At 66.3% G+C, this 25,201-nt stretch carries 25 protein-coding genes; 12 read left to right on the top strand and 13 right to left on the bottom strand.

The genetic code is table 11. The features are described 5' to 3' along the window. The first annotated feature begins 90 nt into the window (after positions 1 to 90). From carB to OU996_RS12190, 3 genes are all read left to right on the top strand, one after another. Complete coding sequence (gene carB / locus OU996_RS12200; RefSeq protein WP_267581881.1) at positions 91 to 3,426, top strand: carbamoyl-phosphate synthase large subunit; 3,336 nt, start codon at positions 91 to 93, stop codon at positions 3,424 to 3,426. 132 nt (positions 3,427 to 3,558) lie between these two features. Continuing rightward, the gene (gene greA, locus OU996_RS12195) at positions 3,559 to 4,032 is read left to right on the top strand and encodes a transcription elongation factor GreA (protein ID WP_267581879.1); all 474 of its coding nucleotides are present in this window, start codon (positions 3,559 to 3,561) and stop codon (positions 4,030 to 4,032) included. Between the two features lie 26 nt (positions 4,033 to 4,058). Beyond that, positions 4,059 to 5,138 (top strand): glycosyltransferase family 4 protein, encoded by a 1,080-nt coding sequence (locus OU996_RS12190; RefSeq protein WP_267581878.1) that lies wholly within the window; start codon positions 4,059 to 4,061, stop codon positions 5,136 to 5,138. On the opposite strand, the gene OU996_RS12185 is transcribed toward OU996_RS12190, so the two are convergent. The 3 genes from OU996_RS12185 to OU996_RS12175 are packed head-to-tail and all read right to left on the bottom strand — an operon-like array spanning position 5,135 to position 7,513. Further along, positions 5,135 to 5,953: a hypothetical protein gene (locus OU996_RS12185; protein WP_267581876.1), complete on the bottom strand. Its 819-nt coding sequence runs from the start codon at positions 5,951 to 5,953 to the stop codon at positions 5,135 to 5,137. The two genes, OU996_RS12190 and OU996_RS12185, sit on opposite strands and share 4 nt — an antisense overlap. Further along, positions 5,950 to 6,996, bottom strand: coding sequence for an ELM1/GtrOC1 family putative glycosyltransferase (locus tag OU996_RS12180; RefSeq protein ID WP_267581875.1), 1,047 nt, complete (start codon positions 6,994 to 6,996; stop codon positions 5,950 to 5,952). The genes OU996_RS12185 and OU996_RS12180 overlap by 4 nt, the downstream gene beginning before the upstream one ends. A gap of 40 nt (positions 6,997 to 7,036) precedes the next feature. After that, complete coding sequence (locus OU996_RS12175; RefSeq protein WP_267581874.1) at positions 7,037 to 7,513, bottom strand: Lrp/AsnC family transcriptional regulator; 477 nt, start codon at positions 7,511 to 7,513, stop codon at positions 7,037 to 7,039. Between the two features lie 288 nt (positions 7,514 to 7,801). On the opposite strand from OU996_RS12175, the gene trxB reads away from it, so the two are divergent. Beyond that, positions 7,802 to 8,779, top strand: a complete 978-nt coding sequence (gene trxB, locus OU996_RS12170) for a thioredoxin-disulfide reductase (protein ID WP_267581873.1) — start codon at positions 7,802 to 7,804, stop codon at positions 8,777 to 8,779. A gap of 44 nt (positions 8,780 to 8,823) precedes the next feature. Further along, on the top strand, positions 8,824 to 9,717 hold the full coding sequence (locus OU996_RS12165) for a LysR family transcriptional regulator (protein ID WP_267585699.1): 894 nt from the start codon (positions 8,824 to 8,826) through the stop codon (positions 9,715 to 9,717). A gap of 21 nt (positions 9,718 to 9,738) precedes the next feature. Here the strand turns inward: OU996_RS12165 and OU996_RS12160 are convergent, their stop codons facing one another. The 4 genes from OU996_RS12160 to OU996_RS12145 form a co-directional block, all read right to left on the bottom strand. Then, entirely contained in the window at positions 9,739 to 10,158 is a 420-nt protein-coding gene (locus tag OU996_RS12160) for a DUF2380 domain-containing protein (RefSeq protein WP_267581872.1), read from the bottom strand. A gap of 486 nt (positions 10,159 to 10,644) precedes the next feature. Then, positions 10,645 to 11,640 (bottom strand): protein-methionine-sulfoxide reductase catalytic subunit MsrP, encoded by a 996-nt coding sequence (gene msrP, locus OU996_RS12155; protein ID WP_267581870.1) that lies wholly within the window; start codon positions 11,638 to 11,640, stop codon positions 10,645 to 10,647. Between the two features lie 164 nt (positions 11,641 to 11,804). Continuing rightward, positions 11,805 to 12,296, bottom strand: coding sequence for a DUF992 domain-containing protein (locus tag OU996_RS12150; protein ID WP_267581869.1), 492 nt, complete (start codon positions 12,294 to 12,296; stop codon positions 11,805 to 11,807). Between the two features lie 97 nt (positions 12,297 to 12,393). After that, positions 12,394 to 13,596: a pyridoxal phosphate-dependent aminotransferase gene (locus OU996_RS12145; RefSeq protein ID WP_267581868.1), complete on the bottom strand. Its 1,203-nt coding sequence runs from the start codon at positions 13,594 to 13,596 to the stop codon at positions 12,394 to 12,396. A 146-nt stretch (positions 13,597 to 13,742) separates the two neighbouring features. Here OU996_RS12145 and OU996_RS12140 point away from each other — a divergent pair, with 146 nt between their 5' ends. From OU996_RS12140 to OU996_RS12125, 4 genes are all read left to right on the top strand, one after another. Next, on the top strand, positions 13,743 to 14,384 hold the full coding sequence (locus tag OU996_RS12140; protein WP_267581867.1) for a glutathione S-transferase family protein: 642 nt from the start codon (positions 13,743 to 13,745) through the stop codon (positions 14,382 to 14,384). A gap of 132 nt (positions 14,385 to 14,516) precedes the next feature. Further along, positions 14,517 to 14,876, top strand: a complete 360-nt coding sequence (locus OU996_RS12135) for a hypothetical protein (RefSeq protein WP_267581866.1) — start codon at positions 14,517 to 14,519, stop codon at positions 14,874 to 14,876. A 107-nt stretch (positions 14,877 to 14,983) separates the two neighbouring features. Then, positions 14,984 to 16,144: a PQQ-dependent sugar dehydrogenase gene (locus OU996_RS12130; RefSeq protein ID WP_420712762.1), complete on the top strand. Its 1,161-nt coding sequence runs from the start codon at positions 14,984 to 14,986 to the stop codon at positions 16,142 to 16,144. Between the two features lie 57 nt (positions 16,145 to 16,201). Then, positions 16,202 to 16,594, top strand: a complete 393-nt coding sequence (locus OU996_RS12125) for a GFA family protein (protein WP_267581865.1) — start codon at positions 16,202 to 16,204, stop codon at positions 16,592 to 16,594. A gap of 7 nt (positions 16,595 to 16,601) precedes the next feature. On the opposite strand, the gene OU996_RS12120 is transcribed toward OU996_RS12125, so the two are convergent. From OU996_RS12120 to OU996_RS12105, 4 genes are all read right to left on the bottom strand, one after another. Beyond that, positions 16,602 to 16,955: a DMT family protein gene (locus tag OU996_RS12120; protein ID WP_267581864.1), complete on the bottom strand. Its 354-nt coding sequence runs from the start codon at positions 16,953 to 16,955 to the stop codon at positions 16,602 to 16,604. 3 nt (positions 16,956 to 16,958) lie between these two features. After that, on the bottom strand, positions 16,959 to 17,225 hold the full coding sequence (locus OU996_RS12115) for a SemiSWEET family sugar transporter (RefSeq protein ID WP_267581863.1): 267 nt from the start codon (positions 17,223 to 17,225) through the stop codon (positions 16,959 to 16,961). An 83-nt stretch (positions 17,226 to 17,308) separates the two neighbouring features. After that, positions 17,309 to 17,992, bottom strand: a complete 684-nt coding sequence (locus tag OU996_RS12110; RefSeq protein ID WP_267581862.1) for a Fe2+-dependent dioxygenase — start codon at positions 17,990 to 17,992, stop codon at positions 17,309 to 17,311. 91 nt (positions 17,993 to 18,083) lie between these two features. Further along, positions 18,084 to 20,345 carry a TonB-dependent receptor gene (locus OU996_RS12105; protein ID WP_267581861.1) on the bottom strand — a complete coding sequence of 754 codons (2,262 nt, stop codon included), beginning with the start codon at positions 20,343 to 20,345 and terminating at the stop codon, positions 18,084 to 18,086. Between the two features lie 312 nt (positions 20,346 to 20,657). Here OU996_RS12105 and OU996_RS12100 point away from each other — a divergent pair, with 312 nt between their 5' ends. Further along, entirely contained in the window at positions 20,658 to 21,635 is a 978-nt protein-coding gene (locus OU996_RS12100) for a tetratricopeptide repeat protein (RefSeq protein ID WP_267581860.1), read from the top strand. 50 nt (positions 21,636 to 21,685) lie between these two features. Here OU996_RS12100 and OU996_RS12095 read toward each other — a convergent pair whose 3' ends face one another. Beyond that, positions 21,686 to 22,081, bottom strand: coding sequence for a hypothetical protein (locus tag OU996_RS12095; RefSeq protein WP_267581859.1), 396 nt, complete (start codon positions 22,079 to 22,081; stop codon positions 21,686 to 21,688). Positions 22,082 to 22,192: 111 nt separating this feature from the next. On the opposite strand from OU996_RS12095, the gene OU996_RS12090 reads away from it, so the two are divergent. Beyond that, positions 22,193 to 23,146 (top strand): diacylglycerol/lipid kinase family protein, encoded by a 954-nt coding sequence (locus tag OU996_RS12090; protein ID WP_267581858.1) that lies wholly within the window; start codon positions 22,193 to 22,195, stop codon positions 23,144 to 23,146. A 28-nt stretch (positions 23,147 to 23,174) separates the two neighbouring features. Here the strand turns inward: OU996_RS12090 and OU996_RS12085 are convergent, their stop codons facing one another. Further along, positions 23,175 to 23,900, bottom strand: a complete 726-nt coding sequence (locus OU996_RS12085) for an SIMPL domain-containing protein (RefSeq protein WP_267581857.1) — start codon at positions 23,898 to 23,900, stop codon at positions 23,175 to 23,177. A gap of 687 nt (positions 23,901 to 24,587) precedes the next feature. Between OU996_RS12085 and OU996_RS12080 the strand changes: the two genes are divergently transcribed. Next, positions 24,588 to 24,845: a helix-turn-helix domain-containing protein gene (locus OU996_RS12080; RefSeq protein ID WP_267581856.1), complete on the top strand. Its 258-nt coding sequence runs from the start codon at positions 24,588 to 24,590 to the stop codon at positions 24,843 to 24,845. Positions 24,846 to 25,201: the final 356 nt, after the last annotated feature.

Below are 25,201 nucleotides of genomic sequence, written 5' to 3'. Positions count from 1 at the left end.
AAAGTTCAATCCGGGTCCACCAAAGGACGCGTCGCCCAACGCGTCCTTTTTCGTGCGCCCGGACCAATTGCGCGAGCCGCACGGGATCCGATGCCGAAACGCACAGATATTTCCACCATCCTCATCATTGGCGCCGGCCCTATCGTTATCGGGCAGGCCTGCGAGTTCGATTACTCCGGCACGCAGGCGTGCAAGACGCTGAAGGCCGAGGGTTACCGGGTCGTCCTGGTGAACTCCAATCCGGCGACGATCATGACCGATCCGGATCTGGCGGACGCCACCTATATCGAGCCGATCACCCCGGAAATCGTCGCCAAGATCATCGCCAAGGAACGCCACGCGATCCCCGGCGGCTTCGCGCTGCTGCCGACCATGGGCGGCCAGACCGCGCTCAACTGCGCGCTCTCGCTGCGCAAGATGGGCGTGCTCGACGAGTTTGACGTCGAGATGATCGGCGCCACCGCCGAGGCCATCGACAAGGCCGAGGACCGCGAGCTGTTCCGCGACGCGATGACCAAGATCGGTCTCGACACGCCGCGCTCGCGCCAGATCAAGACCCTGCCGCAGGCGCTGGAAGCGCTGGAAGAGATCGGCCTGCCGGTCATCATCCGCCCCAGCTTCACCATGGGCGGGCTCGGCGGCGGCATCGCCTACAACAAGTCCGAGTACATCGAGATCATCGAGCGCGGCATCGACGCCTCCCCCACCAATGAGGTGCTGGTGGAAGAGAGCGTGCTGGGCTGGAAGGAGTATGAGATGGAGGTCGTCCGCGACAAGGCGGACAACTGCATCATCATCTGCTCCATCGAGAACATCGACCCGATGGGCGTCCACACCGGCGACTCCATCACCGTCGCGCCGGCGCTGACGCTGACCGACAAGGAATACCAGATCATGCGCGACGCCTCGCTGGCGGTGCTGCGCGAGATCGGCGTGGAGACCGGTGGCTCCAACGTGCAGTTCGCGATCGACCCGGCGAGCGGGCGCATGATCGTGATCGAGATGAATCCGCGCGTCTCGCGCTCCTCGGCGCTGGCGTCGAAGGCGACGGGCTTCCCCATCGCCAAGGTCGCCGCGCGCCTCGCGGTCGGCTACACGCTGGACGAGATCGCCAACGACATCACCGGCGGCGCCACCCCGGCCTCGTTCGAGCCGACCATCGACTATGTCGTCACCAAGATCCCGCGCTTCGCCTTCGAGAAGTTCCCCGGCGCTGAGCCCACGCTGACCACCTCGATGAAGTCGGTCGGCGAGGCGATGGCCATCGGCCGCACCTTCCAGGAATCACTCCAGAAGGCGCTGCGCTCGCTGGAGACCGGCCTGACCGGCCTCGACGAGATCGAGATCGAGGGACTCGGCCAGGGCGACGACAAGAACGCCATCCGCGCCGCCATCGGCACCCCGACGCCCGACCGGCTGCTGAATGTCGCGCAGGCCATGCGCCTCGGCCTCGACAATGAGGCGATCCACGCCGGCTGCAAGATCGACCCGTGGTTCCTCGACCAGATCCGCGAGATCGTCGACATGGAAGCCAAGGTGCGCGCGCACGGCCTGCCGAAGACGGCGGGCGCGTTCCGCCGCCTCAAGGCGATGGGGTTTTCCGATTCCCGCTTGGCCGGCCTTGCCCGCCTCTCCGAGGCCGAGGTCTCGCGGCGCCGCCGCGCGCTCGATGTGCGCCCGGTCTATAAACGCATCGACACCTGCGCGGCCGAGTTCGCCTCGCCCACCGCCTATATGTACTCCTCCTACGAGACGCCCTTCGCCGGCGTGCTGGCGGACGAATCCCGGCCGACCAATGCCAAGAAGGTCGCCATTCTCGGCGGCGGGCCGAACCGCATCGGCCAGGGCATCGAGTTCGATTATTGCTGCTGCCATGCCGCCTTCGCGCTGAAGGATGCCGGGTATGAGACCATCATGGTCAACTGCAACCCGGAGACCGTCTCGACCGATTACGACACCTCGGATCGGCTCTATTTCGAGCCGCTGACCGCCGAGGACGTGATCGAGGTGCTCGACCGCGAGCGCGCCAACGGCACGCTGCATGGCGTCATCGTGCAATTCGGCGGCCAGACCCCGCTCAAGCTCGCCCGCGCGCTGGAAGAGGCCGACATCCCGATCCTCGGCACCTCACCGGAGGCCATCGACCTCGCCGAGGACCGCGACCGGTTCAAGACGCTGCTGGACAAGCTGAAGCTGCGCCAACCGGCCAACGGTATCGCCTATTCGGTGGAGCAGGCGCGCCTCGTCACCGCCGATCTCGGCTACCCGCTGGTGGTGCGCCCCTCCTATGTGCTGGGCGGCCGGGCAATGCAGATCATCCGCGAGGAAAGCCAACTCGGCGACTACCTGCTGGAGACGCTGCCGGGCCTCGTGCCGAACGACATCAAGGCGCGCTACCCGAACGACAAGACCGGCCAGATCAACACCCTGCTCGGCAAGAACCCGCTGCTGTTCGACCGCTATTTGTCGGACGCCATCGAGGTGGACGTGGACTGCCTCGCCGATGGCAAGGACACCTTCATCTGCGGGATCATGGAGCACATCGAGGAAGCCGGCATCCATTCGGGTGATTCGGCCTGCTCGCTGCCGCCCTATTCGCTCAGCCCGGAGATGATCGCCGAGCTGGAAGCGCAGACCCGCAAGATGGCGCTGGCGCTTCAGGTCGGCGGCCTGATGAACGTGCAATACGCCATCAAGGACGGCGCGATCTATGTGCTGGAAGTGAACCCGCGCGCCTCGCGCACGGTGCCTTTCGTCGCCAAGGTGATCGGCCAGCCCATCGCCAAGATCGCCGCCCGCGTCATGGCCGGCGAGTCGCTCGCCTCCTTCGGCCTCACGCCGTTCACCGGCGAGCATGTCGCGGTGAAGGAAGCCGTATTCCCCTTCGCCCGCTTCCCCGGCGTCGACACGGTGCTCGGCCCGGAGATGCGCTCGACCGGCGAGGTGATGGGCCTCGACAAGTCCTTTGCCGTCGCCTTCGCCAAGAGCCAGCTCGGCGGCGGCACCAAGGTGCCGACCTCCGGCACGGTGTTCATCTCGCTGCGCGAAGATGACAAGCCGCGCATTCTCGACACGGCGCGGCTGCTCGTCGCGCTCGGCTTCAAGATCATCGCGACGTCGGGCACGCAGCGCTTCCTCGTGGCGAACGGCATCGACAGCCAAACGATCAACAAGGTGCTGGAAGGCCGGCCGCATATCGTCGATCTGATCAAGAACGGCGGCGTGCAGCTCGTGTTCAACACCACGGAAGGTGCGCAGGCGCTGGCGGATTCCCGTTCGCTGCGCCGGGCCGCCCTCTTGCACAAAGTGCCGTATTACACCACGCTATCGGGAGCTATCGCGGCGGCGCGCGGGATCAAGGCTTATATTGGCGGCGATCTGGAAGTGCGGGCCCTGCAGGACTATTTCAGCTCCGTGCGTTCGTGATCACGCCTCCCGGCGTTTTCGAACGGACGTGAACGACAAACAATCGAGCCTGTCGCGGACGGCTTTCCGACCCCCCGGTCGGCAAGCCCCCGCGGGGGCTCCATTTGCTTTTGGGAGGTCAGAAAAAGACCGATGGAAAAGTTCCCGATGACCGCTGGCGGCCACGCCGCGCTGGAAGTTGAACTCAAGCATCGCCAGCAGGTCGAGCGTCCCCGCATCATCGAAGCGATCTCCGAAGCGCGCGCCCATGGCGACCTTTCGGAGAACGCCGAGTATCATGCGGCCAAGGAACAGCAGGCGCTGAACGAGGGCCGGATCGCCGAGCTTGAGGACAAGCTGTCGCGCGCCGAGATCATCGACGTCGCCAAGCTCACCGGCGATGTCGTGAAGTTCGGCGCCACGGTGACGCTGATCGACGAGGACACCGAGGAAGAGCGCGTGTGGCAGATCGTCGGCGACATGGAAGCCGATGCCAAGGCCGGGCGCATCTCGATCTCCTCGCCCATGGCGCGGGCCCTGATCGGCAAGAAGCTCGGCACCTCGGTGGAAGTGGTCACGCCCAAGGGCGCCCGCTCCTACGAGATCGCCAAGGTCCGCTTCGCCTGATCGCGCGCCCGCCCGGCGCGGCTCCCATGGACAACAGCCCCCTCACTCCCGAACCCTGGCCCGACGGCATCGTTGCCGTCGCGCCGAGCTTCAAGAAGCGCTTTTCGGGCGTGGTGGCGACCGTCATCGGCGTCGTACCGGCGCAGGCCAAGCACATCGGCATCCGCGCGCTCGGGCCCCTGCCCGCCAGCGTGCCGCAGATCGGCTGGGGCGTTTTCCGCCTTGGCAGCTGGCGCCGCCCCACCGGGCGGCGCTGGCGCATCTGGCACGCCCGGCGCGACACCGAAATGCTGTTCGGCCTGTTGCTGCGCGATGTGCTTCGTCAGCCATGGAAGCTCGTCTTCACCTCGGCGGCGCAGAAGCGGCACGGGCCTTTCCTGCGCTTCCTCATCGGCGCCATGGACAAGGTGATCGCCACCTCGCCGCAGGCCGCGTCCTATCTCGACGTGCCCTCGACCGTGGTGATGCACGGCGTCGATACCGAGCGCTACCACCCCGCACCAGACCGCGCGGCCGCCTGGGCGGCGACCGGCCTGCCCGGCCGCTATGGCATCGGCGTGTTCGGTCGGGTGCGCTACCAGAAGGGGCAGGATCTCTTCGTCGAGGCCATGGCCGAACTGTTGCCGGACCATCCCGACTGGACCGCCGTGGTGATCGGCCTCTCCACCCCTTCCGAACAGCCCTTCCTGAACGGCCTCAAGGCGCGCATCGCCGCGGCCGGGCTCACGGAACGCATCATCATTCTCGGCGAGCAGCCGATCGCGAAGATGCCGGACTGGTTCCGCTGTCTCTCCGTCGCCGTCATCCCCGCGCGCTGGGAGGGCTTCGGCCTCGTGCCGATCGAAGCGATGGCGAGCGGCACGCCGGTGGTGGCCGCGCGCTCCGGCGCCGCGCCCGATCTGGTGAAGGATGGCGAGACCGGCCATCTCGTGCCGGTGGACGATCAGGGCGCGCTCACCGCCGCCATCGCCCGGCTGATGGGCATGGACGAGGCAGCGTGCGAAGCGGTCGGCCGCGCCGCGCGGGCCCATGTGCTGGCGGAATATTCGATCGAGCGCGAGGCGCAGAAGATCAACGCCGTCTATGAAGAGATCTGGGCGGGTTAGCGCGCCTTGTCGCGCGCCGCAAAGGCCGCGCGCGTGCCGTCAAGACCCCGCTTCCAATAGTCCCGCACCCAGTCCACCGACCCGAAGCCCGGCCGCATCTTGGTGCCCCACGCCTTGGAATCGTCCCGCGCCACGTCGATGGGCTTGGGCACTCCATGGAACACCACCAGCGCCGCCTTGCGCGGCGGACGGATGCGGCGGAACAGCAGGTTCAGCGGGTAATGCGGCACGAGGTGCCGGCGGAACGAGACCGCGAAGCCCTGCGGCAGATAATGGCAGTTGCGCGCCTGGATGCCGATATAGCGCTGGTCGTTCTTGGCGATGGCATAGGCCGCCTCGGGATTGGCCATCGCTTCGATATAGAGATGGTCCTGCTCGCCCGGCCGCCAGGCGACCATGGAGCTCTGCGCCCCGCGATCCGGCCGCAGCGAGAGCGGCAGCAGTTCCCACACATTGGGGTTCCACTCGCGCAGCACATGCAGGCCCGGAATGGAGCGGATATGGGCGAGGATGGGATCGAAGGAGCGCAGGATCACCACGTCGAGATCGAGGAAGACGGCAAGGTCCACCCCTTCAAGCAGCCCCGGCGTGAACATGCCGAGCTTCGGCCAGCAGCCGCCCCAGCGCAGGTTCAGCGCGCCGGTGGCGGGAAGGTCGGCGACCTCCACCTCGGGGCGCAGCCCGTCCGGCCGGTCGGTCAGGCAGATGAAGCGGAACGGCTCGCTCACATGGTCGCGCACGCCCTGATAGAGCACGTTCACATCCTCGGCCGGGTAGGCCTCGCCCCATTTGAGGCAGATGAAGGCGAGGGTCATGGCATACTCCGGGAAATGACGCCGTGTCCTTCGAGGAACGGGGCGACGGCGCGGGCGATGGCGTCGCGCGCATCCTCGGCCGGCGGGACAAGGCGGGTCAGGGTCTGCGCGAAACGTTCCGGCGTCACGCTCGCCATGGGCAAGATGGCAAGGCTCGCCCCCTCAAGGCGCGGCCCGGCCATGCCGGCGATCACCTCGTCTGCATAGGCCTTGTGAACGCGCGCCGATTTCAGCGCGACCACCGGCCGGCGGGCAGCCAGCCCTTCGGCCAGCATGGACATGGAATCCTCGGTGACGACGAGTGCATCCGCGCCGAACAGATCGCGCACCGAGCCGGCACCGGCGTCGCGGTAGTCGATGAGCTGCGCGAGCACGCCGGCCTCACCCAGCGCCTTGAAGCGATCGGCCGCCGCGTCGGGGGTACGGCGGGACGTGGAAACCTGCCAGCGCACGCCGAAGCGCGCCGCGACCTCGGGCACGAAGGCGAGCAGCGCGTCCCATTCGTTCTGCGGAAACTCCCGCCGATAGGCCGAGCCGCCGATGAGCAGGGAAAGCGTCGCCCCGGCAAGATCATCCGGCCGGGTCAGCCGGCGTGGGGCGGGGTAGGCATCGGGATCGACGGTGCAGGGGATGGGCGCCAGCACCGCACCGGGGTCACCGGCCTGCCGGGGCGAGGCGACGAGGCTGAGCACCTTCGGCCCGGTGCGGTAGCCACCAATAGGGCCGGCGAAGATGAAGGGCACGTCGAAATGACGCGACAGCAGCAAGCCGGCGGCGATGGTCGGCCAGCCGGAGCCGACGATCACCTCGGGCCTTGCCAGAGCATCGAGGTCGATGCCGAACATTGCTTTCAGCCAGAAGCGCGCATCATGCGCGAGGCGACGCAGGATGAACTTGCGGGCATCGCTGGTCGCCCAGCGCGCCGGGCGCACCTCCAGCCGGTCGGCCTCCACCGGGGAGAGGCGGGTAAGCGCCAGCGCCACGCCCTCGGCCTGATGGAAATGGCCGGGCTTCGCGTCGCGCAGGATGAGCACGCGCGTCACGCGGGCGCGCCCCGGCTCCGCCCGTCGCTCATGCCGCGCCTCATGGGAGCGTGTTCTCCATCGGCACCACGGCGGCGTCCTTGGTCTGCTTGAGCGTCAGCGCGGTCTTCACATTGCGCACATTGGGCGCACCGGTGAGTTCCAGCACGAAGTTCTGGAAGGTCCGCAGGTCCGGCGCCACGCAGAGCAGGATGAAATCGGTTTCGCCTGAGAGCATCCAGCAGGCGCGCACCAGCGGCCAGCGCTCCACCTGGTCGGCGAAGGCGGTGAGGTCCGCCTCGGCCTGGCTGACAAGATGCACCATGGCGAAGGCCATCAGGTCGAAGCCGAGCTTCTTCTCGTCGAGCAGGGCGCGATAGCCCTTGATGATGCCCTCCTCCTCCAGCGCGCGCACGCGGCGCAGCGAGGGCGGGGCGGATATGCCGACACGCTGGGACAGCTCCACATTGGTGATGCGGCCGTCATCCTGCAGCTCGCGCAGGATGTTCCAGTCGATCGCGTCGATGCGTCGAACCACGCGAAATCTCCGGTTGGGGCCGCCACGAGGCGGCCGGCAGAGCAGTGGGCGTTGACAGTCACCTTGGCAATTATCTTGCGCGCCCGCCCCGCGCAATGTTCCCTCTGGAAAACTAAAGGATACCGCGGCGCACACCCATGCCCTTCTTGCGGATAAGGGCGTCAGTCCCTACATTTTCGCATGGCTGGCAACCTGCCCCAGCGGCAGGGTTCCCGACAGCCTCTCTGGCCTTGTTTTACCGCGGCTGCGGCGGTTCGTCCCCGCGCCGGAACCTCGAGCGAGCCTCCCATGTCGGCGCCCACCTCCGCCACCAACCACGTCAAGGTGCTGATCATCGGTTCCGGCCCCGCCGGCTACACCGCCGCCGTCTATGCCGCGCGCGCGATGCTGGAGCCGGTGCTGATCCAGGGCATTCAGCCTGGCGGGCAGCTCACCATCACCACCGATGTCGAGAACTATCCCGGCTTCGCCGATCCGATCCAGGGCCCGTGGCTCATGGAGCAGATGCAGGCGCAGGCCGAGAAGATGGGCACGCGCATCGTTACCGACATCGTGACCAAGGCGGATTTCTCCAGCCGCCCGTTCCGGCTGGAAACCGATTCCGGCGATGTGTGGATCGCCGAGACGGTAATCCTCGCCACCGGCGCGCAGGCGCGTTGGCTCGACCTGCCCTCCGAGCAGGCCTATCGCGGCCATGGCGTCTCCGCCTGCGCCACCTGCGACGGCTTCTTCTACCGTGGCAAGGAGGTCTTCGTGGTCGGCGGCGGCAACACCGCGGTCGAGGAGGCGCTGTTCCTCACCAACTTCGCCGCCAAGGTTACCGTGGTCCACCGCCGCGACAGTTTCCGCGCCGAGCGCATCCTGCAGGAGCGGCTCTTCGCCCACCCCAAGATCGAGGTGGTCTGGAACGCCGCGCTGCATGAGGTGAAGGGTCAGGACGAGCCGACCAAGGTCACCGGCGTGGTGCTGAAGGACGTGAACACCGGCGCCCTCACCGAGCGCTCGGCCGACGGCGTGTTCATCGCCATCGGCCACGCCCCGGCGACCGATCTGGTGCAAGGCCAGCTCAAGCTCAAGCCGTCAGGCTATATCTGGACCGTCCCCTCCTCCACCCAGACCTCGGTGGAAGGCGTGTTCGCGGCCGGTGACGTCGCCGACGATGTCTTCCGTCAGGCTGTGACCGCCGCTGGCATGGGCTGCATGGCCGCGCTGGAGGCGGAGCGTTTTCTCGCCGCCCGGGAGCCGCTGGCGCAAGCTGCGGAATGAGGAAGCCCTGACCGATGGATAACAAGGCAAACCGCGCGCGCGACATGGACTGGGACAAGCTCAAAGTGTTCCATGTCGCGGCGGAGGCCGGCTCCTTCACCCATGCGGGCGAGGCGCTGGGCCTGTCGCAATCCGCGGTGAGCCGGCAGGTCTCGGCGCTGGAGCAGGATCTCAACATCCCGCTGTTTCACCGCCATGCGCGCGGGCTGATCCTGACCGAGCAGGGAGACCTGCTCTACCGCACCGCGCACGAAGTCTTCATGAAGCTGGAGGCCGCGCGGGCCAAGCTCACCGACAGCCGCGAGAAGCCGAATGGCGAGCTGCGCGTCACCACCACAATGGGCCTCGGCACCCACTGGCTGACCGCGCGCATCGGAGAGTTCCTCGAACTCTATCCCGACATCCGCATCACGCTGATCCTCACCGACGACGAACTCGACCTGGCCATGCGCGAGGCCGACGTCGCCATCCGCCTGCGCCAGCCGGTGCAGCCCGACCTCATCCAGCGCAAGCTGTTCACCGTGCATTTCCACGCCTTCGCCTCGGCGGAGTATCTCAAGCGCAACGGCCATCCGCGCACGCTGGATGAACTGGACAAGCACCGCATCATCCTGCTCGGCGGCCCCATCCCCTCCTATTTCCAGGATCTGAACTGGCTGGAGCGCGCGGGGCTGGAAGACGGGCAGGAAGGGCGCATGCCCTCGCTCTCGGTCAACAACGTGCTCGGCCTCAAGCGCGCCGTCGAGCGCGGCGTCGGCATCGGCATCGTGCCGGATTATCTCCTCGAGGATTCCGCAACGCTGGTGCAGCTCTTCCCCGAGCGCACGACGCCGACGCTGGAGGCCTATTTCGTCTACCCGCAGGAAATGCGCTCGGTCGCGCGCATCCAGGTGTTCCGCGACTTCCTCGTCGCCAAGGCGCAGCGCTGGAACTTCTGACCGGCGCCGTCTGCACACCCTTTAGGGGGAGGCGGCGACCAACGCCTCCGCCACTTCGCGGGAGAGGAACGAGGCGGCGTGTGACCAGCCGGCCTCGCTGTCCGCGCGGAAGCTCACCATCCTGTCGAGCAGCATGTGGCCGGTGGCCGTGTCCAGCACCGACACACGCATGAGCGCCACCGCCGAGCCGATGCGGCGGACATTGCCCACCAGCACATGGGTGGCGCCGGCCGCATGAGCGCGCCGGCGCAGCTTCTCGACGCCCGCCGTATCGAAGCTACAGCCGGCCTTGCAGCCTATGGAGATGGTCGCGATCAGCCCCCCTTCGGCCACTTCGGAAAGAATGGCGGACGTCACCGCGTTGGAGCGGGCCTCGTCCTGGGCCTGGCTGCTCCCCGGCCCGGCAAAATCCACCAGCCCGATATCGACCACCGCGAGCACGGGCGGGTCCGCCGACGTTTCACCATGCGCGGCGAGCCCCGGACCGGGAACACCCGAGATAACGAACGCAAGCAGAGATAGGCGGAGGAGAGCCCTGGCACAGGACTCGGCGCGCGGGAGCACAGGTGACACTAACCCCAGCCACGAAACGCCTGCGAGCAAAGCCAAGACACTCTCCCGCGTCACGCTGCACCTCTCGCGATCAGCCTAACGCTGAGGAAAGTGGCTTGCTACGGGGAATGACGCCCCCGCGACGCACATTTGGCGGGCAGTAACGGCCATGTGACAGCCCCCATGCAAATCAACATGCCTGCCATGCGGGCATACTTTATTGCAGAGTGCCCGGGAATTGACCATATGGAGAGCAGACACCGAATGCATCGATGCTTCGGCTGTTCCCCTCTGGAAGGTTCGCCGCTCAGGCGGCGAGACTCAGCCGGGCTCTTCGTGAGCCCGGCTTTTTTCTTGTCCGCGCCAGAGCGCGGCTCACATGAACAGCTTCTCGCCCTTCATGTCCTTGTAGAGACCCGCGACCTGCTCGGCATAACCGTTGTAGAGCAGCGTCGGGCGGCGCTCGCCGGTGCCAATGTCGCGCTCGCTCGCCTGGCTCCAGCGCCGGTGTGGAACCTCGGGGTTCACATTCGCCCAGAAGCCATATTCCGAGCCCTGCACCTGCTCCCAAAGGCCGACCGGCCGCTCCGCGACGAAGGAGATGCGCACGATCGACTTCACCGACTTGAAACCGTATTTCCACGGCACGGCGAGGCGCAGCGGCGCGCCATACTGGTTCGGCGCCGGCTTGCCGTAGACGCCTGTGACGAAGAAGGCGAGATCGTTCGTCGCCTCGGCCATGGTCAGCCCGTCGACATAGGGCCAGGGATAGACGAAGCCGTTCTGTGCCGGGGCCACCTTCGGGTTCACGAAGGTCTCCATGCGGATGTACTTCGCCCCCGACAGCGGGCGCGCCCAGGCGACGAGTTCCCGCACCGGGAAGCCGGTCCACGGCACCGCCATCGACCAGGCCTCGACGCAGCGGTGACGGTACAGCCGCTCTTCCAGAGGCATGGCGCGGATGATGTCGTCGATCCCCACCTCGCGCGGCTGTTCGACCAGCCCGTCGATCTTCACCGTCCACGGCCGGCGCGGCATGCGGGCGGCGAGGTCGGCGATCTGGTAATTGCGCCGCTCGGAGCCGAACTCGTAGAAATTATTGTAATTGCCGGAGATCTCCTCAGGCGTGACCGGCCGGTCGAGCGTGAAGGCCGGGTTGCGCTTGGCGGGGTAGAGATCCTTGGTCGGATCGGTCGCGGGATCGCCCACCGCCTGCGCCTCTGCCGGCAGGCCACCGACGCTGGCACCGAGGCCGGCAAGCGCCAGCAGGCCGGCACCGCCGCCGAGGAGATGGCGGCGGGAGAGGTAGACGGATTCGGGTGTGGCGGCGCTCTCCGGCAATTCCCAGGGGCGGCGGCGGCGGATGAACATGGCGGTCTCCTTGGTATCGCTGCGGAGAATACGCCAGCCGCGGCGCCGATATTTCATCCTCGTCCATCACTAGCGCGTGCGCGACGTGGTTTCGCGCACGCGGATGCGGAAACGAAAAAGCCCGGCGCGAGGCCGGGCTTCGTCGTCTCAGATGGCGGTTCGGGTCACTGCGCGCGAAGCGTCAGGTCGCCCACGCCGAGCGCGAGATTCACGCCGGTCTGGCCTTCGACGCTGACGGGCTGCAGGGCGATGGTCTTGTTCGAACCACCGATCAGCACATTGCCGGCGACGCCGAGGCCGAGCGCCACGCTGCCGGACACGCCGGCATAGGTGCCCGCGAGATCGGTGGAGCGCACGGCGCGGGTCGGGGCGAGCACGGACCACACCAGCGCGTTGCGGCCGGTCACACCGATATCGAGACCCCAGCGGCGGATCGTGCCCTCATAGGCGTATTTGCGGCCCTTCGGCGCGTTGAACGTGCAGTCCAGTGTGCGCTTGGAGCCGATGATGAAGCTCACCGACTTGGAACCACGGCATTCGAGCACGCCGACCTGCACGCGCCCGCTCTGGGCAGCGGCGGGGGCGGCGAAGAGCCCGCTGACGCCGGCAGCGAGAGCGGCGGCAAGAAGGCCACGCGAGAGAACGGTACGGATCATTGTCAATCTCCCCTTGTGCGCTTGACCGGCCTTTCGGTCGGCACCCGCGAGTGCGGAGGCCCGGCCGGGGCGCACGCCCGGCCGGCACCGTTTCAGGTCAGCGCAGCGAGCCGCAGAAACGCTGGATGCGCAGGCACGCCTCTTCGAGATCCTTAGTGGCGGTCGCGTAGGAGATACGGAACGCCGGGCCAAGGCCGAAGGCCGAGCCGTGGACCACAGCAACGCCTTCCGCGTCCAGAAGTTCGCTGGCGAAGATCTCGTCGTTCTCGATGACCTTGCCCGAGGGCGCGGTCTTGCCGATCACGCCCGCGCAGGACGGATAGACATAGAAGGCGCCTTCCGGCTTCGGGCAGGTGAGGCCGCTCGCCTGGTTGAGCATGGAGACGACGAGGTCGCGGCGCTCCTTGAACACCTTGTTGTTCGCGGCGATGAAGTCCTGCGGACCGTTCAGCGCCTCGACCGCCGCCCACTGGGCGATGGAGCTCGGGTTCGAGGTGGACTGCGACTGCAGCGTGCCGATGGCCTTGATGAGCGCCTCGGGGCCCGCCGCATAGCCGATACGCCAGCCGGTCATGCAATAGGCCTTGGAGACGCCGTTCATGGTCAGCGTGCGGTCGTACAGCGACGGCTCGACCTGCGCCGGGGTGACGAACTCGAAGTCGTCATAGACGAGGTGCTCATACATGTCGTCGGTGAGCACCCACACATGCGGGTGCTTCACCAGCACATCGGTGAGCGCCTTCATCTCGGCGCGGTTATAGGCCGAGCCCGTCGGGTTGGACGGGGAGTTGAAGATGAGCCACTTGGTCTTCGGCGTGATCGCCGCTTCCAGCGCCTCGGGCTTCAGCTTGAAGTTATCCTCGAGCTTCGTCTCGACCGGCACGGGGGTGCCGCCCGCGAACTGCACGATGTCCGGGTAGGACACCCAGTAGGGCGCGGGGATGATGACTTCGTCACCGACATCGAGCGTGGCGACCAGCGCGTTGAACAGCACCTGCTTGCCACCGGTGCCGACCGTGACCTGGCTCGGCTTGTAGGTGAGGCCGTTCTCGCGCTTGAACTTGGCGACGATGGCCGCCTTCAGCTCCGGGATGCCGTCCACCGCGGTGTAGCGGGTCTGGCCATCATGGATCGCCTTGATCGCGGCTTCCTTGATGTTGTCGGGCGTCTCGAAGTCCGGCTCGCCGGCCGCCAGCGCGATCACGTCGCGACCGGCCGCTTTCAGCTCCCGCGCCTTGTTGGAGATGGCGATCGTCTGCGACGGGTTGATGCGCTTCAGGGCGGCGGATATCAGGCTCATAGGCCGAACTCCCTTGAGGTGTTTTGCGCGCGACAACTAGTCGAGCCCTTGCGCGCGGGCAAGCGATTCCCCACCTCCGATCGCCGTCGAGATGCGATAAGCTGCCGCTGACGCAACGTCCTTCTTAAGCCCACCGAGATTCCCGCGTGCTCAAGCTCCACTCGATGCAGAGTTCCGGCAACTCCTACAAGGTCCGGCTGCTGCTTGCCCGGCTGGGCCTGCCCTTCGAGTTGGTGGATATCGACGTGCTCTCCGGCGCCAACCGCACGCCCGATTTCCTGATGAAAAACCCGGAAGGCCGCGTGCCGCTGCTGGAGCTTCCCGGCGGGCGCTTCCTCGCTGAATCCAACGCCATTCTCTTCTATCTGGCGGAGGGCACGCGCTTCCTGCCCGTCGACCCGCTGGCGCGCGCCGAGGTGCTGCGCTGGATGTTCTTCGAGCAGCACAGCCACGAGCCCGCCATCGCCGCCGCGCGCTTCTGGCTCAAGCTGGTGCGCGGCGGGCGCGACCTGCGCACCCACGATGTCGACCGCTGGCAGGAAGAGGGCTACGCGGCGCTGCGGGTGATGGAACGCCATCTCGGCCGCCGCCCGTTTTTCGTCGACGGCACGCTCAGCATTGCCGACATCGCGCTCTACGCGCACACCCATGTGGCCGAGGAAGGTGACTTCGATCTCTCGACCTTCCCGGCGGTGCGCCGCTGGCTGGCGCGGGTGGCCGATGAGGCGGGCCATGTGGACATGGCGTGGCGCCCCGCCGAAAGCCGGCAAATGGTTAGCGCGCTTTAACTATTTGCCCCCAAATTGCCCTGAAATGATACCGGGTGAAGCAAAGTCGCGCCGAAGCCGGGCCGGGATCAGCCGCGAAGTTACCTCCCATCGAAGACGCACCCGACGCCGCCGATCGGAAAGGAGTTCGCCATGTCGCAGATCTCGAACCGCCATGCGCCTGCCGCCACCGCTCACGTCGATGCCCTTGCTGGCACGGCCGGCGCGGCACCCGCCCGCCACACCGCGGGCCGGCGCCTGCGCCGCGCGCTGATGGAAGCGGGCGTCGTCCTCTCCCTCACCTTCGCCATCGTCGCCGTGCTTTGCCTGTTCGGCCTGCAGCGCGCCTCGGCGCTGGAACTCTCCGCCCTGCCGGATGCGGATGGCCGCGTCGCCGTCGGCGCTGTGTTGCTGACCGCCTTCATCGGCCTGTGCGGCCTGACCACCTTCATGCTGCGCGACACGCTCGATAGCACCCGCGGCATCGAGAACCCGCGTCAGCGCGAGGGCTGACGCTTTCATAACGTTATCACTCGCTTGTCACCGCCGCCCGGATTGGCGCCCGCGCCTCAGCGCCCTAACCATTCCCGCGACGGTGACAGACGAGGAAGACCTGCGTGATCCGACCCCATCTCTCCGCCCTCGCCCTCAGTGCCTTTCTGGCGCTTGTGACGGGTGCCCACGCCCAGACAACGCAAGACCCGGTCCGCATCACCTCCTCCGCCGGCCCCCTGACGGTGGAGACCGTGGCGGACGGGCTGGAAAACCCCTGGAGCCTTGCCTTCCTGCCGGATGGGCGGATGCTGGTGACCGAGCGGCCGGGCCGGCTGCGCATCGTCAGCCGCAACGGTACCGTGTCCGAGCCGATTGCCGGCGTGCCCCCTGTTTTCGCGCGCGGCCAGGGCGGCCTGCTCGATGTCGTGCTCGCCCCGGATTTTGACAGCAGCCGGCTGATCTTCATCTCCTATGCCGAACCACGCGAGGGCGCTGGCGGCACCAGCGTCGCCCGCGCGAAGCTGGTGGAGGAAGGTGGCGCCGCCCGGCTCGATGGCGTCGAGGTCATCTTCCGCCAGCAGCCGGCGGCGAGCGGCGGGCAGCATTTCGGCTCGCGCCTCGTCTTTGGCCGCGACGGCACGCTGTTCGTCACGCTCGGCGACCGCGGCTCGCTGCGCAACGAGGCCCAGAACCTCTCGACCCATATCGGCAAGGTGGTGCGCATCCTCCCCGATGGCGGCGTACCCCAGAACAACCCCTTCCGCTCAACGCCGAACGCGCGGCCGGAAATCTGGAGCTATGGCCACCGCAACGTGCAGGGTGCGACGCTCGATCCGGCGACCGGCCGGCTCTGGACCATCGAGCACGGCGCGCGCGGTGGCGACGAGCTGAACCACCCGGAGGCCGGCAAGAATTATGGTTGGCCGGTCATCACCTATGGCCGCGACTATAGCGGCGCGACCATCGGCGAGGGCACCCAGAAACCCGGCATGGAACAACCGGTGAAATATTGGGATCCCTCCTTCGCCCCCTCGGGCCTCACCTTCTATACCGGCGATCTCATCGAGGGCTGGAAGGGCAGCCTGTTCACCGGCGGGCTCGGCGGAGCGCGGCTGGTCCGGATGACGCTCGACGCCTCCGGCGAACGGGTGACCGGTGAAGAGGTGCTGCTGGGCGATCTCGGCGAGCGCATTCGCGATGTGCGTCAGGGACCGGACGGGGCGCTGTGGCTGCTGACCGACGATCCCGGCAATGGCCGCGTGCTGCGCCTCGCCCCGGCCGACTGATGCGCTAGATTGAGTCGCGCGCCGTCGCGGCGCGCGAGATTAAACAGAGGCGCGCCTATGGAGAAGGTCACCGGCGGCTGCCTGTGCGGCGATGTGCGGATCGAGGCCACGGGCAAACCCTACCGCGTCGGGCTCTGCCACTGCCTCGACTGCCGCAAGCATCATGGCGCGCTGTTCCACGCCTCGGCGATCTTCCCGCAAGAGGCGGTGACGGTCAGCGGCGCCACGGGTGATTATAAGGGCCGGCACTTCTGCCCGCGCTGCGGCTCATCCGTCTTCGGCCGCTCGGGCGACGAGATCGAGGTCCATCTCGGCACGCTCGACGCGCCGGATCGGTTCACGCTCACCTATGAACTCTGGATGATAAGGCGCGAGGGCTTCCTGCCGCCCTTCCCGCTCGCCCATCATTATGAGCAGGACCGTCCAGGGCGCGGCCGCACCGAGGATTAGGCGCGGCTCACCACTTCTGGAAGATGAACCACGCGCCGAGCGCGATGAAAGCGAAGCCGAGCGCGTGGTTCCAGCCAAGCGGCTCCTTCAGCCAGAACACCGAGAAGGCGGCGAAGACCAGGAGGGTGATGACCTCCTGCATGGTCTTCAGCTCCGCGGTGGAATAGACCGCCGAGCCATAGCGGTTGGCCGGTACGGCGAGGCAGTACTCGAAAAAGGCGATGCCCCAGCTCGCCACGATGGCGATGATGAGCGGCGAGGCCTTGTGCTTGAGATGGCCGTACCAGGCGAAGGTCATGAAGATGTTCGAGGCCAGCAGCAGCACGATGGGCAGCATCGCCGGCGGCAGAAAATTCGTCATGGATCACCCGTAGCGCAGCTTGAGCGAGAGGATGCCCAGGAGGAGCACCAGCGTCACCGCATTGGCCGCGATCACCGGCCAGGAGACGATCAGCAGCCCGTAGACCAGCCACAGCGCCACCCCGGCGGCAAAGGCAAGGTAGGCGATGAGCGACAGGTCGCGGGTCTCCCGCGTGCGCAGGATCTTCAGCGCCTGCGGCAGCCAGCACAGGGTGGTGAGCAGGGCGGCAAGACCGCCGATGGCTTCGGTGAGCAGGGGAGAAAAGGCCATCGATTCCGCCTCGTGAGCGGTCGAGCCGTCCCACGGGCCCGGAGCCCTGTCAATCGCGCGGGGGCCCCTGACGCAGCGCGCGCCTAGAGCTCCGCCCAGTGGCGCAACAGGTTGTGATAGACATTGGCCAGCGACAGCACCGCCGGATCATCGTCCGGCAGCTTCGCCCGCGCATCCATGATCGCCATGTCGAGATCGTAGAGCATGGCGCGCTGGCCGGCATCCTTCACCATGGATTGCGTCCAGAAGAACGAGCCCCAGCGGCTGCCGCGGGTGATCTCGTTGACGCTGTGCAGGCTGGAGGCGGGATAGACCACCGCATGGCCCGCCGGCAATTTCACCTCCTGCGTGCCGAACGCGTCCTCAATGACCAGTTCGCCGCCATCATAGTCCTCGGGGTCGGTGAGGAAGATGGTGGTCGACACGTCCGAGCGCAGCCGCTGGCCGGTGCCGGGAATGGTACGGATCGCGCCATCGACATGGGCTCCGAACTTCATGCCGACATCGTAGCGGTTGAACATGGGCGGCAGCACGCGCAGCGGCTGGGCGGCGGCATTGAAGATCGGGTTGCGGCCGAGCGCGCGCAGGATGAGATCGCCGAGTTCCTGCGCCTCGCGCGACTCCACGGGGATCTGCAGGTTCTTTTTGGCGAGCGCCGCCTGCGCCCCGGCGGTGACGCGCCCATCCACCCATTGCGAGCCTTCCAGCACGCGGCGGCAATGGGCGACTTCGGCGGGCGTCAGGATGTCGGGGATCTGGATCAGCATGGCGGCCTGAATGAAAAAGAGGGGGAAAGCCGCGCGAGAGCGGGCCTTCCCCCAGATGACGACGGTCAGAAGTTCCGAAGGGCGTCGCCCGTCAGAAGGTCGCCCCAACGGTGAGGGTGAAGGTGCGGCCCGAGGCCGGCACCGCGCGGTTGCCCCAGCCGGCCGAGTAGTTGAGCTCGTCCGTCAGGTTGTAGGCGTTGAGCGCCACCCGGTAATTGTCCTTCTTGTAGGAGATCAGCGCGTCCAGCGAGAAGGTGTCGGGGATGATCGCGGTGTTGGCCGAATTGGTGAAGTACTCATCGGCATAGGTCACGCCGGCGCCGACCAGCAGCTCGCCCGGAATCTGCTTCCACAGGTCGCTGAGATTATAGGTCGTCCACAGGGTGAAGTTGTTCGGCGAGACGAAGGGCACGTCGTTGCCGATATAGGACGCGGTGGTCGAGGTCTGGATCTCGCTCTCGTAATAGGCGTAGGAGGCCTGGATGGTCCACGCCTTGGTGACGTTGCCGGTCAGGCCGAGTTCGACGCCCTGCACGCGCTGGTTCTCGCCGGTCTCCACCGAGTCGCCCGTCACCGGGTCGGTATAGAAGGCGTTGCTCTTGTCGGTGCGGAACAGCGCGCCGGTGACGCCGAGGCGACCTTCGAGGAAGGAGACCTTGAAGCCGGCCTCATAGGTCTCGTTGTCCTCCGGCTCCAGATCGTTCTGGGTCGGATTGACCACGGTCACGTCGTTGGTCGGGAAGGCCCCCTGCGGGGTGAAGGACTTGGCCCAGGACACGTAATAGGTCTGGAACGGCGTCGGCTCCCAGATCAAAGCGAGCTTCGGGCTCCAGAAATCGGTCTGGCTGTCGGCATTGACCCAAGTGCCGGCGCTGCCGGTGCAGGTGCCGGCCGTGTTCACGCACCAGTAGCGGTAATCGGCCGAATAGTTGTCGTAGCGCGCGCCGGCGAGGAACGAGATGGCTTCGGTGAACCAGATGCGGTCGCTGACGAAGGCGCCGAAATCGGTCGAGCTGGAATCACGTTGGCCGTTATTGCCCCACGGGTTGGAGTACAGATAATAGCCCGTGGTGTTGTCGAACACCGGATCGTAGATGGTCGAGGTGCCCTTCGAGCCCTGGACCGAGATCAGCGTGCGGCTGTCGTTCACCGAATACATGTCGAGGCCGGCGACGACCTCGTGGCGCAGGGCGCCGGTCTCGAACTTCGCCGTCAGGGTGGAGACGTTCTGGGCGCTCCAGGTCTCCTGATAGAAGCCCGGATTGCCGCCGCCGAAGGTGATCGCGGGATTGCCGCCGGCGAGGAACTGGCCGGTGCAGCTCGCATAGTAGGCGGACGCCGAGGTGGTAGAACTGCCGCAGCCCGGCACGCTGGTCGAGAAGTCGCGGGTGTAATAGCCGACGCGGGTGTCGTTGGTGAAGGTCAGCCAGTCATTGACCTCCCGCTTGAAGTTCACCGTCAGCATGTTGGTGTCGGTGACGTCCATGTCCGTCACCTTGCCGTAGAAGGTCGAGCGCGGAACGCCCCACTCTGTCACCGGCTGGCCGAGCGCGCCGTACTTGGCGACGTCGCCATAGCCCGGCGTGACGACCGGGACGCCATAGTCCGGCGTGCGATCGCCATGCTGGTAGAGATAGTTGATGTGCAGGGTCTGGTCGGTGCCGAGACCGAAGCCGACATCGCCCATGAAGCCGTAGCGGTTCGATTCGACGTTGTCGCGATCGGCCACGTCCTGCTCGTTCACCATGCCGACGATGCGCACGGCGGTGGTGGAATCGATCTGCTTGTTGACGTCGAACACGCCGCGATAGAGCGGGCCGGTGCCGAACTGACCCTCGACATCATACTTGTCGCCGAGATGCGCCGCCTTCAGCGTCGAGTTGATGGCGCCGCCGGTGGTGCCGAGGCCGAAAGCCTCCGAGCTCGAGCCCTTGAACACTTCGACGCTCTCATAGGCGAAGCTGTCGCGGACATAGACGCCAAAGTCGCGCAGGCCGTTGATGAAGATGTCGCCCTTGGCCTGGAAGCCGCGGATGCGGAACTGGTCGCCATTCATGCCGCCGCCGCCCTCGCCGATGCCGGCGGTGACGCCCGGAACGTTGCGCAGCGCCTGTTCGAGCGTGGTGACGCCCTGCTGCTGCATCGTCTCCTGGGTGATGACGTTCACGATCTGGGGCGTGTCCTGGATCGTGCCGGGCAGGCGGCTGAGGCCAGTGGACGCCTCCAGCGTGTTGGCGGGAGAGCCCTCGTCCTCGACCGTAACGGTCGGCAATTCCTCATTGGAGGCCGGCGTGGTCGCCGCCTGCTGCGCAGCGGCGCCGAACAGCGGAACCGCCGTCATGGTCGCGGCCATGCCAGCGGCCAGCGCGGCGTTTGGTGCAACGGAACGGAGCGTTCTCAAGGTCTTCATGGTTCCCCAACCCCTTAATTATGTATTTTCGTCTCATAACTTTCATCATCAGCAGCTTCAAACAGTATGTTTTTGAGTGTTTCCAACTTTGCTGGAGTTTGAGCGGTAAAACTCGTTCTTTGGAATTCTTAAAATAAGAATCTAGACATTCTCTCTTGCGAATGGGTCAAAGCTGTCCTTATGGAATCCACGAGAAATCAGGCGATCTTCTCATTCAGGACGGCGCCAACCACCCCGGACCGGACGGACTACCCCATGCGCGAGCGGTGGATTTCCTACGCGGAGCTCAAGCGATTAGGCCCGGATGTGTTGCGCGCGCGCATCAGTCAGGGGCCGGAGGACGCCGCTCGCTGGGTCGAGGCCGGGGCGCTGAACGGGCTGGTCAACGCCCAGCTCGCCTTCGGCCAGATGCTGGTCGACGGCCATGGCGTACCGCGCGACCCGGTGGCGGGGCTGCGCTGGTTTACCATCGCCGCCGCTTCGGGCAGCGCGGAGGGAATCAACATGGTCGGGCGCTGCCATGAGCTTGGCTGGGGCGTGCCGGCCGACGCCACGGAGGCCGCGCGCCATTACCGCGCCGCAGCCGAGAAGGGCGACGCCTGGGCGCCATTCAACCTCGCGACGCTGCTGCTGGACGGCAAGGGCGTGCCCGCCGATCGCGCCGAAGCGCTCGCCTGGTATGTCGGCTCCGCCCGGCGTGGCAACGCCAAGGCGATGACCCTCATCGGGCGCTATCTCGAACAGGGCTGGGACCGCCCTGCCCGCCCCGAGGCGGCGCTGCGCTGGTATCACCGCGGCGCGCAAGGCGGGGATTATCGCGGCCAGTTCGACTATGCGCGGCTGCTGCTGGAGCGCACGGGCGACCTCGGGGCCGCGCTGCCCTGGTTCGCACGAGCGGTGGAGAGCGGCGTTCCCGCCTTCTGCCGCAACGTCGGCGCGGGCCTGCGCGAGGCCGATGCCCTCCCGCTTCAGCGCATCGCCCGGCAGGCGCTTGAAAAAGCCGCGACCAGCGGCGATCCGGCGGATCTGCGCGCCTTTGCCGTCGCGCTGGCGCAGGGACTGGGCGCGCCGCCCGATCCTGAAGCAGCCCAGCTATGGTTCGCCCGTTCCCGCGTGATCGAGGCCGCTCCGCCCCTTCCCGCGACACCCGGCCGGGCGAGCGTGCGCCCCTCGTTTCGGGAGAGACTGCGGCGCCGGCTGTTTCTCTGGCGTTACGCCCTCAGCGCGCGCTGACCTGGGTGCATCCCGCGCCGTGCCCCGAGGTGGAGCAACGGCCCGATCTCTCAGCTCCGGCTGTTCGCCCAGGCTCGCACCTCGCTGACGAAATGCCGGAAGTCCCAGAAGGCCGCACCAAGCAAAACCGCCGGAACCAGAGCGAGCAGGAATGCCGCTCCTGCCGACCAGTCGATGGGGCCTCGCGCGAAATCATAGGCCGTGTAGGCGGCGAAGAGCGTCACCAGCGCGGCGATGCCGAAATAGGCGAGGCGATCGAGCCGGGTGACGATCAGCGCGATCAGCAGGGCGACCGCGATCCCGATCAGCGTCGCCCATCCCCAGCCGAGCGAGAACAACGTCGCCATCCAGCGACCGGCGGCGGACGACACCATGATGAGAGCAATCAGCACCAGAATGCCGGCGCGCAGCCGGATGATGGGGAACTTCGCGCCCGTATCCGTCATTGTGCCTCGTCTCCTGCCGGCATTATGCCGGAATCAGTGCCTCATCCTCGCACCGTGCGCAATCCGCTCCATATAAGTGTCGTCCCTTATCTCACCGCCGGAACCCCGAACATGCCGCCCACCGCCCGCGTGATCGACGCCGACCCCGCCCCGGTGGCCCACACGCTAAATCACGTTCTGGTTCTGCTGAACGCGCGGGCGGGGACGCTGCTCGACCGGGGCGGCGAGGAGGTACGCAAGCTCGTCGAACGGGAACTCGGCAAGGAGGGCCGCACGCTCGACGTCCACCTGCTCAGCGGCAAGAACCTGCTGCGCGCCATCCGCCAGTCCGGCCGGGGCGCGCATGACACGGTGATCGTCGGCGGGGGCGATGGCAGCGTGAGTCTCGCTGTCACCAGCCTCGATGGCTCGGACAAGACGCTCGGCATCCTGCCGCTCGGCACGCTCAACCTCCTGGCCCATGACATCGGCATGCCGATGGAGCTGGATGCGGCCCTCGCCGCGCTCGACGAGGCGCAGCCCGCCACGGTGGATCTCGCCACGCTCAACGGCAAGCTGTTCCACACCATCTCCGGCATGGGTTTCTTCAGCCAGATGGCGCGGGCGCGCGAGGCGGCCCGCAAGCTGAAGCTCTGGCGCTTCTTCGCGGTGGCGCTGGCGGCATTCTATGCCATTCGCCGCTCTGGCCGCATGGAGCTCGACATCACCATCGACGGCACGAGCCACAGCTACAGTGCGTTTGCGGCTCTGGTCTCGGTGAACCGCTTCACCGGGCCGGGCTGGCGCCGGGCGCGGCTGGACGAGGGGCTGCTGGAAATCCACATCGCCGAGGATCGCGGCGCCCTCGCCCTGCTCAAGGCGGGCGCCGACATGGTGACGGACAATTGGCGCGACAATCCCGGCATCGTCAGCCTGTCCGGCCGCGCCATTACCGTCACCCGTCACAACCGCTCGCGCTCCTGGGTCTCCACCGACGGGGAGCTGGACCGCGAGACGATGCCGCTCAACTACAAGATAAATCCCGCTGCGCTGCGGCTGCTGATGCCGCCGCGCGCCAGCACCTGAGCGGAGTCCATCCCGGCCGTCTGCGTGCTCAGCGTGGCTCGATCTCGTAGGTCACGTTCACGCTCGCGCGGATCTCACTTTCGCCCGCCTCGACCGGCACGGCCTCCGCCTTCATCATCGCCGGCGCCGCCATCAGGCGCGGCATGGGCGGGGCGCTGGTGCCGTTGCTGGTGATCGACAGCACGCGTACCAGCCGCACCCCGGCCGCCTCGGCAATGGCGTCGGCCTGCTGGCGCGCCTCCTTCACCGCTGCCACGCGCGCGGCGTCCTCCAGCTTGGCGGGCTCGGCGATGTCGAAGGAGATGCCACCAATCTGGTTGGCACCGCTGGTCACCACCTTGTCGAGCAGGTCGCCGAGGCGGGCAAGGTCGCGCACGCGCACCGTCACGGTGTTGCGCACCTCATAGCCGTTGATCTGCGGCGCATCCGGGCTGTCCTTCTTCGGCGGCGCGTAACGCGGCTGCACCGAGAAGCCGGAGGTGGCGATGTCGCGTGCCTCAATGCCAGTCTCCTTGATGGCGGCGACCATCGCGGCGACAGCGCGCGTGTTGGCATCCAGCGCCTCGCGCGCGGTCTTCGCCTCGCTCACCACACCGCTGGAAAAGCTCGCCATGTCCGGGACCGCGCGCGAGACGCCCTCGCCGGTGACGGTCAGGACCGGACGGCGCGGCGTCGACGGCATTTCCTGCGCGATGGCCGGCAGGAGACCGGCGAGCAGCGCGACGGCGCAGAGCGGAGCGCGGGACAGACGCATAGAAGACCCTCACGGAAGCCGCCGCTCACCATGACCGAGCGGCAGCGCGACTGCACCGCGCGAAGGCGGCGCCATTACGGCAGACCTGCGCGAGAACGGGGTGGGTGAGCACTTTCCCAGCAGCGACGACCGGCCCGCAGCGTTTCAGGCGAAATGTCTCGCAAGATTTTTCAAAATCGCACGCAGCCCGGCGAGGGCTCCCTCCAAGAACATGTTCGAGGTCGGGGCACCGCAGCATTCCCCTGCGTAGCTACGGATAGCAAATCTACCGAACGGCAGTCTGGCATTAAAAAAACACCCTCGGATTATCCGCCGTGACGACGGGACAGCGATATTCGAAATTGCAAGGACAAAGACCGTCACAACCAGAGATACCAAAAAAATCTGATCGATATAATAAGAATCGAAATATGTTTGTGACTCTTAGAGTCATCTGCGATATTCATTTACAACATGAACTAGCCATAAACGAATAAATCGGCAATTAAGCAAAGGAATGCAAGATGGAGATGTATTATATACTTCTTGCCTTCTGCATTGGATCATTTATTGGTTTCTTTATTGGCGGCTTCTCGGCCGGCTCAAGAATTTTGAACCTGTATGACGAGATAGCCGAACTTAAGACTCGGATAGTTTATCTCGAAAACGATACCCAACGTGATGTTTCAACACAGACACGATAGCGCCATGAAAGCAGATGAACTCGTCATCCTCAGACACAAATGGCAACTGACACAGGAGGAACTTGCACGGCGCTTGGGATTGGGGCGGCGGGCACTCATAGAACTCGAGATGGGACGACGGCCTATCAGGAGATCGCATGTATTGGCCCTGGAGCGGATCAGCCTGGACATGACCATCATCCACAATGACATGACCATGCTGATGCCAAACGTTCGCCACGCGGTGAACTACGTAGCTTCGGAACCCGAAGCACACCGCTGACATCTGTTCGGTGCATAAAATGCACTGATGTATTGACCAAATAATTCTGATGCTCCGCGCGGGGATGCGGCCCGACGGGGAGCCATACGGGGAGAATGGCGCAGCGTGGGACCGGGGGGCCGGCCACGCACGCTCCCCCTTCAGCGACAGATCGACGGGACAGCGGATGGCGCCTGCGCCAACCGACCCATGTCGCATGCCCTCCGCTACGACAGGTTCACACAAGTTAGGCCAGGCATATCGGTAGTCGCGGCAAGCCGAAACGCGGCCAACGCCGCGGGGCAAACCGCAATCCTAGCCTCGGTCGGAACAATTACTTCCAATTTGAACGCAACTCCACGTAGGCAACGGGACTA

It is taken from the genome of Ancylobacter sp. SL191, assembly GCF_026625645.1.
In the GTDB taxonomy this organism is placed as follows: Bacteria; Pseudomonadota; Alphaproteobacteria; order Rhizobiales; family Xanthobacteraceae; genus Ancylobacter.
The sequence above is the reverse complement of the archived record's forward strand: the minus strand, read 5'-3'. Positions and strand labels throughout refer to the sequence as shown.

Coding starts and splice junctions, on each gene's coding strand:
- OU996_RS12100 (WP_267581860.1), top strand. CDS start 20,658: ATGCGCGAGCGGTGGATTTCCTACGCGGAGCTCAAGCGATTAGGCCCG.
- OU996_RS12115 (WP_267581863.1), bottom strand. CDS start 17,225: ATGGCCTTTTCTCCCCTGCTCACCGAAGCCATCGGCGGTCTTGCCGCC.
- OU996_RS12185 (WP_267581876.1), bottom strand. CDS start 5,953: ATGACCCTCGCCTTCATCTGCCTCAAATGGGGCGAGGCCTACCCGGCC.
- msrP (WP_267581870.1), bottom strand. CDS start 11,640: ATGTTCATCCGCCGCCGCCGCCCCTGGGAATTGCCGGAGAGCGCCGCC.
- OU996_RS12080 (WP_267581856.1), top strand. CDS start 24,588: ATGAAAGCAGATGAACTCGTCATCCTCAGACACAAATGGCAACTGACA.
- OU996_RS12120 (WP_267581864.1), bottom strand. CDS start 16,955: ATGACGAATTTTCTGCCGCCGGCGATGCTGCCCATCGTGCTGCTGCTG.
- OU996_RS12110 (WP_267581862.1), bottom strand. CDS start 17,992: ATGCTGATCCAGATCCCCGACATCCTGACGCCCGCCGAAGTCGCCCAT.
- OU996_RS12150 (WP_267581869.1), bottom strand. CDS start 12,296: ATGATCCGTACCGTTCTCTCGCGTGGCCTTCTTGCCGCCGCTCTCGCT.
- OU996_RS12095 (WP_267581859.1), bottom strand. CDS start 22,081: ATGACGGATACGGGCGCGAAGTTCCCCATCATCCGGCTGCGCGCCGGC.
- OU996_RS12125 (WP_267581865.1), top strand. CDS start 16,202: ATGGAGAAGGTCACCGGCGGCTGCCTGTGCGGCGATGTGCGGATCGAG.
- OU996_RS12165 (WP_267585699.1), top strand. CDS start 8,824: ATGGACTGGGACAAGCTCAAAGTGTTCCATGTCGCGGCGGAGGCCGGC.
- trxB (WP_267581873.1), top strand. CDS start 7,802: ATGTCGGCGCCCACCTCCGCCACCAACCACGTCAAGGTGCTGATCATC.
- OU996_RS12145 (WP_267581868.1), bottom strand. CDS start 13,596: ATGAGCCTGATATCCGCCGCCCTGAAGCGCATCAACCCGTCGCAGACG.
- OU996_RS12090 (WP_267581858.1), top strand. CDS start 22,193: ATGCCGCCCACCGCCCGCGTGATCGACGCCGACCCCGCCCCGGTGGCC.
- OU996_RS12105 (WP_267581861.1), bottom strand. CDS start 20,345: ATGGCCGCGACCATGACGGCGGTTCCGCTGTTCGGCGCCGCTGCGCAG.
- OU996_RS12085 (WP_267581857.1), bottom strand. CDS start 23,900: ATGCGTCTGTCCCGCGCTCCGCTCTGCGCCGTCGCGCTGCTCGCCGGT.
- carB (WP_267581881.1), top strand. CDS start 91: ATGCCGAAACGCACAGATATTTCCACCATCCTCATCATTGGCGCCGGC.
- OU996_RS12190 (WP_267581878.1), top strand. CDS start 4,059: ATGGACAACAGCCCCCTCACTCCCGAACCCTGGCCCGACGGCATCGTT.
- greA (WP_267581879.1), top strand. CDS start 3,559: ATGGAAAAGTTCCCGATGACCGCTGGCGGCCACGCCGCGCTGGAAGTT.
- OU996_RS12135 (WP_267581866.1), top strand. CDS start 14,517: ATGTCGCAGATCTCGAACCGCCATGCGCCTGCCGCCACCGCTCACGTC.